Raw genomic sequence first — 6,410 nt, forward strand, 5'->3', positions numbered from 1 at the left:
TATGAGCCAAGGAGAGACCCACAATGGTAGAGTCGTTATCACCGCGCTCATCGTCCATACCAAGAGAGACAGTGGTATCGCCAAAACTATAACTACCTGTCAACTGAATACGATCATCGCCGTCCAACCCGTTATCTTCGCTCCACGCAAAAGCGAAAGAGAGACCATTCATATCCGGGCTATAATAGGAGATGGTGTCCTGGCGGCGGAAGACAGTGTAGGTAGCAAACCCACTGTAATAGGTGCTAAACATATCCACAGGATAGGAGATGGCGTTGTAGTAAGGCATCCACATCTGACCATATGTCAGGGTACCAATATCACCCTGCACGCCAATCTGGGCGACGCGAATGTCACGGCTCTGCCCATCTTCCTCTCCCACATCCTGATCCCAAGGATCCTGTACCTTTTTATTAGCGATGTCGAAGGGTACTTCCAACTGCCCAATCAGCGTCAGACCTTCCGTAAACTGATAGTCGGCGTTAAAACCGATGCGGGAGTAGGCGTCACGCACGCCGGTGTAAGAGTCCAGCACATCTTCATTATCCGGATGCACGGATTCCACCTGGACGCGAGCGGAGCCGTAGAAATCAAAGTTCAGGTCATTGGCCTGAGCATAAGCCGGCACGGCCAGGGCGGCGGTGACGGCGGTGGCGATCAAGGTCTTTCTGTTCATGGCGTGTGTGTTCACTGGTTTTCCCGTCTGAGCGGGGTTTGATCGAGAGCACGTTCAGACCCGCTGAGCGTGCCGGTTTTGAAGGTTTTGCACGGCTAAGGTGATGCCTTGGGCCCCGCCAGGGCCTTCGGCATCAGCGGGTGCCCGGCATGATGCCGGGCACCCGTGGGACTTACGGCAGCCAGGTGTCCACCAGGTCGCGGTTCTGTTCGACCCAGCGCTTGGCGTTGTCGTAAGGATCGCCCCCCTCTTCGTTCATCACCATGACCGCGGCCATGTCGGCCGGGGTCCAGTTGAAGTTGTCGAGGATGGCGTAGGCTTCGGGCATGTCGTCCTTGAGTCCGGCCCGAACGATGGTGTGGATGGATTCTTCACCACCGTAGATGCCCTTGGGATCTTCCAGGTACTTGAGATCCCAGCGGGCTTCCTTCCAGTGAGGGGTCCAGCCGGTGACCACCACCCAGTCGTTGCTGCGGATGGCGTTGGCCAGTACGCCGGTCATGGTGGCACCGGAGCCTTCCACCAGGCGCAGGTTGAGGTCATATTCTTCGATGGCTTCCTCGGTGGTGCTCATGATGCCGGCACCCGGGTCGATGCCGATGATCTGACGCCCGAACTTACGGCGATGATCGTTGAGTTCTTCAATGGAGTCGATCTCCACGTAGGCGGGCACGACCAGGCCGATGCGGGTGCCTTCCAGGTTGGGGCCCAGGTCTTCCACGCTGCCCTCGACTCGTTCCAGATAATGGCCGTGGGTGGTGGGCAACCAGGCGGCGACGAAGGCGTCCTGGTCGCCGGTGGCGACGGACTGCCACATGGCGGCGGCACTCACCGAGACCATACGCACATCGTAGCCAGCCTCTTCCAGCACCACGCGCAACACATTGGTGCTGGCCACTTCGCTTGCCCATTCCACGTAGGGCAGGTTGATACGACCTTTGTCATCAGCGGTTACGCTCATGGGGAGCACCACCAGTGCGACGATCATGATGATGCCCACCCAGTGGGCGGCTCGTGTCTGTTTTCTGCTATTCATCGGCATGTCTCCGGTTAGGGGGGCTACTGCTGCTTCTTTTTGGGTTGCCCGATCTTCTGGGTCACCCGGTCGAGGATCATGGCGAGGATCACGATGGCGATGCCGGCCTCGAAGCCGTTGCCTGGCTGCAGGCGCTGGATGGCCCGCCAGACTTCGCCGCCCAGGCCGCCGGCGCCGATCATGGCGGCGATCACCACCATGGAAAGCGCGAGCATGATGGTCTGGTTGATGCCCGCCATGATGGTGGGTATGGCCAGGGGCATCTGCACCTTGAAAAGCTTTTGACGCCAGTTGGCGCCAAAGGCGTCCGAGGCCTCCACGAGTTCCGCGGGTACCTGGCGGATGCCCAGGATGGTCAGGCGGATGGCCGGGGGCATGGAGAAGATGACGGTGGCAAACATGGCAGACACCTGCCCCAATCCGAAGAAGGGAATGGCCGGGATCAGGTAGACGAAGGCCGGCATGGTCTGCATGAAGTCCAGCACTGGCATCACTGCCGTCTTGAAGCGGTCCGAAAGCCCGCCGAGTATCCCCAGCGGCAAGGCGATGGCCACGGCCACGGCGGTGGCAAACAGCACCAGGGTGAAGGTTTCAACGGTGGCCTCCCACAGCTGCAGATTCCACAGGAACAACAGGCCGGCTGCTGTCCCGATGCCCACACGCCGTCCAGCCAGATACCAGGCGAGGGCAGCGAAACAGAGGATGACCACCCAGGGGGGCGGGAAGCTGAGGGCGGTCACCACGGCTTCCACGCCGGTGCCGAGCACGTTACTGATGGCGCGGGTGACACCCGAGAAGGCGTTGGTCAGCCAGTCCAGGCCGTCGTCGATGTAATCCGATAACGGGAACTTGCCTACAAAGGGAAAATCCTGACTCATGATAGTGTGATCCGGGCTTGAACGGGGGTCATGGGAGTGGCCGTGCCATCCGGGCGTGGAGCCTTGGGGGCCCGCGCCGGAGGACGAATGCCGTTAGGCGCCGACCTTGGCATCGGGGGCGGCCTCCTGGGTCTGGGCGGGCTCACCCTCCTCTTCGTTGGTATTCTCCCTGTCCGGTTGGGCATCCGCGAGCGCGGCCAGCACCTGGGTCTTGACGATGGTGCCCAGCAACTTGCCATGATCATCCACGACGGCAAGCGGAATGCGCGTGTCCACCAGCATCTGGAACAGCGTGCCCAGACTCTCGTCGGGCTTGACTGCGTAGTGGTCGCGCTGGATGAGACCTTCCAGGGTCTTTTCCTTACGCTTGACCGCCTCGGCGGCATCTTCAGCCCAGACGTAACCTTCCAGAGTGCCATCGCGCTGAGTGACGAACACGCTGTAGAAACTCTCCTGGTCCATCTTGTGCAGGGCAGTGCGCGGCCCATCGTTGGGCGTGACCCGAATCTTGGGGTCATGCATGAGGGCGCCCGCCGTGAGCACCTGGGTCTTGTCCACATCCTCGACGAACCGCTCCACATAGCGCGTGGCGGGGGACGTAAGGATGTCTTCGGGAGTGCCGATCTGCACCACGTAGCCATCCTTCATGAGCACGATGCGATCCCCCAGCCTCAGGGCCTCATCCAGATCGTGGGTGATGAAGACGATGGTCTTTTTCACGCGGGACTGAAGGGCCAGCAACTCATCCTGCATGTCGCGACGGATCAGGGGATCCAGGGCGCTGAAGGCCTCGTCCATGAGCAGGATATCCGGGTCCACCGCCAGTGCGCGGGCCAGGCCTACACGCTGCTGCATGCCGCCGGAGAGCTGTGAGGGATAGGACTGTTCCCAGCCATCTAGGCCCACCAACTTCAGCGCCTCGGTGGCCTTGGCGTCGCGAGTGGCCTTGTCGGCCCCCCCAATTTCCAGGCCGAATCCGGCGTTATCAAGGATGGTGCGGTGGGGAAACAGGGCGAAGTTCTGGAATACCATGCCGAACTTGCGCCGCCGCCGCTCCAGCACTTTTTCGTTGGACAGCTTGAGGATGTCCTCACCGTCGATCACCACCTCGCCGGATGTGGGTTCGATGAGGCGATTGAGGCATCGGATGAGGGTGGACTTGCCGCAGCCACTGAGCCCCATGACCACGAGGATCTCGCCCTGTGCCACATCGAAACAGACATTCTGAATCCCCACCGTCTGCCCGGTGCGCTGGAGGATTTCCTTTCTGCCCAAGCCCTCATCCAGGAGTTCCAAGGCGCGTTCGGGATGGTCACCAAACACCTTGGTGACATTCTTTACCTGGATTTTCGGTTGCAAGGTCTTGTCCTGCCTGGGCCCGGCGATGGGCCCGTGAAAGTTCGGAAAAACGAAAACACCGCGCCCCAGTCCCTGTTCAGGTTTGGGGCGCAGTGAGCTTCAAGACCGGACCCGGCGCTACAAGGCGCCCCGGTCCGGTGTCATACCATGACCTCAACGCACGGCGTCGAGGAAGTGCATGTGCCGCTCGTAATGCTCCAGCACATCGTTGATGAGCGCTTCCTGACTCCAGCCCACCACGTCGTAGTCCTGACCGCCCTCGCTCAGGTGCACCTCGGCCCGGAAGTATTTGAGGGACTCAGCCCGCTTCGAACCCGTGTCACGCATGACGAAGGTGGGGGGTTCATAGGCCCGGGGACGCACGGAGTAGAAGAAATCGATCTCCTCACCGTGTCGTACTTCCACCCAGCAACGACCATCCTCATGCTCCCCAACCACGGCATCCAGGTTCTGCTTGCGCAGCTCCTCGGACACCGCATTCAGTGCGGGCTTGACCGTCTCCTGAATATAGCGGATCACCTCATTGCGCCGTGGCTGATGCACGATGGACCGCAGACGCCGCTGCCAGCTCACCGCCGCGTGCGGACCCACCGGCGACACCCGGGCCTCCAGCAGGCTGACCCGCTTCATCCGGTCGATGCGCAGTGCCTTGAGCAGGCCCCAGCACATGATGATCATGATGATGGTGAAGGGCAGTGCACTGGCAATGGTGGCCGTCTGGAGGGCCGTCAGACCACCGGCCAGCAGCAGGGCCGCCGCGATCACCCCTTCAAGAGTGGCCCAGAAAATACGTTGCCATGTGGGGGAGTCCTCTTTACCCCCGGAGGTGAGGATATCCACCACCAGTGAACCGGAGTCTGAGGAAGTGACAAAAAAGGTCACGATCAGGATGGTGGCCAGCAAAGCGGTAATGGTGGAAAACGGCAGGTGCTCAAAGAACTGGAACAGCGCCACGGAGGTATCCGCCGACACCTGCTCTGCCAGGTCGCTGATGCCCTGCTCCCTGATCATGTTCAGGGCGGTGTTACCAAAGAAGGTCATCCACATGATGGTGAAGCCTACCGGCACCAGCAGCACACCAAAAGTGAACTCACGAATGGTGCGCCCCCGGGAAACACGGGCGATGAACATGCCCACAAAGGGTGCCCAGGCGATCCACCAACCCCAGTAGAACAGCGTCCAGCCGCCGATCCAGTCCGTGGGTTCGTAGGCATAGAGGTTGAACGTCATGCTGAACACACTGGAGATGTAATTCCCCGTGTTCTGTACCACCGTCTGAAGGAGATAAACGGTGGGCCCAGCCACCAGAACGAAAACCAGCAGGGCCACCGCCAGGATGATGTTGAACTCGGAGACCCGGCGGATGCCTCCATCCAGCCCCATCACCACGGAGACCGTGGCCATCATGGTCACGATGGCGATCAGAACCACCTGCACAATGGGTGTGTTGGGTACACCGAACAGGTATTCCAGGCCGGAGTTGATCTGCATGGCTCCAAGCCCCAGGGAGGTGGCCACGCCAAACAGCGTGCCCAACACGGCGAAAGTGTCCACCGTATGGCCAATACTGCCATGGATGCGGTCACCGATCAGGGGGTAAAGAGAGGAACGGACGGTCAGGGGCAACCCCTGACGGAAGGCGAAATAGGCCAGTGTAAGCGCCACCACCCCATAGATGGCCCAGGCATGCAGCCCCCAATGGAAGAACGTGATGCTCATGGCATCGCGCGCGGCCTGAACCGTTTCCGGGTCACCGGTGGGCGGGGATACGTAGTGCATCACCGGCTCGGCCACACCGAAGAACATCAGGCCAATCCCCATGCCCGCGGAGAACAACATGGCGAACCAGGAAATATAGCTGTAATCCGGCTCACTATGGTCGGGCCCGAGCTTGATCCCTCCGTAACTGGATATGGCCACGGCGAACATGAACACCACAAACCCGGCCACCGCCAGCACATAGAACCAGCCCACCTTGTCAGTGATCCAGCCCAGCACGGCACTGAATACATCCCCTGCCACATCGGTGAACACCGTGGCGAACACCACCAGGAAAAGGGCCATCAAGGCCGAGGCGATGAACACCGGCGGATTGATCTGTATCCGCGGCGGGCGCGTTGAGGCATCATTTTTTTCGGCCATGGACCCTCCTGTTGCACTTGGCTCTGCACACCGGCCATCAGGCCGGACATTCATACCAGATGGTAGCCCAGCCACGGGGGATGATCGGGAAACGCCGCCCGATCCGGGCGCTACGCGCTGACCATTCCGACCACGATACGCCGCAGGGAATACCACTCATCATCTGGCCCCAAACCCCTGCCCGACGGCCGTTCTAGTCGTAATGTCATTGCCGGCGCCTTGAGGCGAACTCAGCGCTTTCGGGAGGGTCATGAAAGGATATTAGCCCAAGAACCTAACATAAATGCCCCCACTCAGGCGACCCGGTAGCCTTCAGCAG

5 protein-coding genes are annotated in these 6,410 nt (G+C 60.6%); all 5 read right to left on the minus strand.

Annotation, left to right across the window (positions count from 1 at the left end):
• Nucleotides 1-676 (minus strand): porin (locus LPW29_RS14600; RefSeq protein WP_238628623.1); only part of this gene is annotated, 676 nt, incomplete at its 3' end.
• A 172-nt stretch (nt 677-848) separates the two neighbouring features.
• The gene (locus LPW29_RS14605; RefSeq protein ID WP_238628626.1) at nt 849-1,664 is read right to left on the minus strand and encodes a glycine betaine ABC transporter substrate-binding protein; all 816 of its coding nucleotides are present in this window, start codon (nt 1,662-1,664) and stop codon (nt 849-851) included.
• Between the two features lie 71 nt (nt 1,665-1,735).
• Complete coding sequence (locus tag LPW29_RS14610; RefSeq protein ID WP_090251928.1) at nt 1,736-2,590, minus strand: ABC transporter permease; 855 nt, start codon at nt 2,588-2,590, stop codon at nt 1,736-1,738.
• 93 nt (nt 2,591-2,683) lie between these two features.
• Nucleotides 2,684-3,949 carry a quaternary amine ABC transporter ATP-binding protein gene (locus LPW29_RS14615; RefSeq protein WP_238628624.1) on the minus strand — a complete coding sequence of 422 codons (1,266 nt, stop codon included), beginning with the start codon at nt 3,947-3,949 and terminating at the stop codon, nt 2,684-2,686.
• A 153-nt stretch (nt 3,950-4,102) separates the two neighbouring features.
• Nucleotides 4,103-6,091 carry a BCCT family transporter gene (locus tag LPW29_RS14620; protein ID WP_238628625.1) on the minus strand — a complete coding sequence of 663 codons (1,989 nt, stop codon included), beginning with the start codon at nt 6,089-6,091 and terminating at the stop codon, nt 4,103-4,105.
• Between the last annotated feature and the right edge of the window lie 319 nt (nt 6,092-6,410).

The sequence above is a fragment of the Ectothiorhodospira sp. 9100 genome (assembly GCF_022227565.1).
Lineage (GTDB): Bacteria > Pseudomonadota > Gammaproteobacteria > Ectothiorhodospirales > Ectothiorhodospiraceae > Ectothiorhodospira > Ectothiorhodospira marina.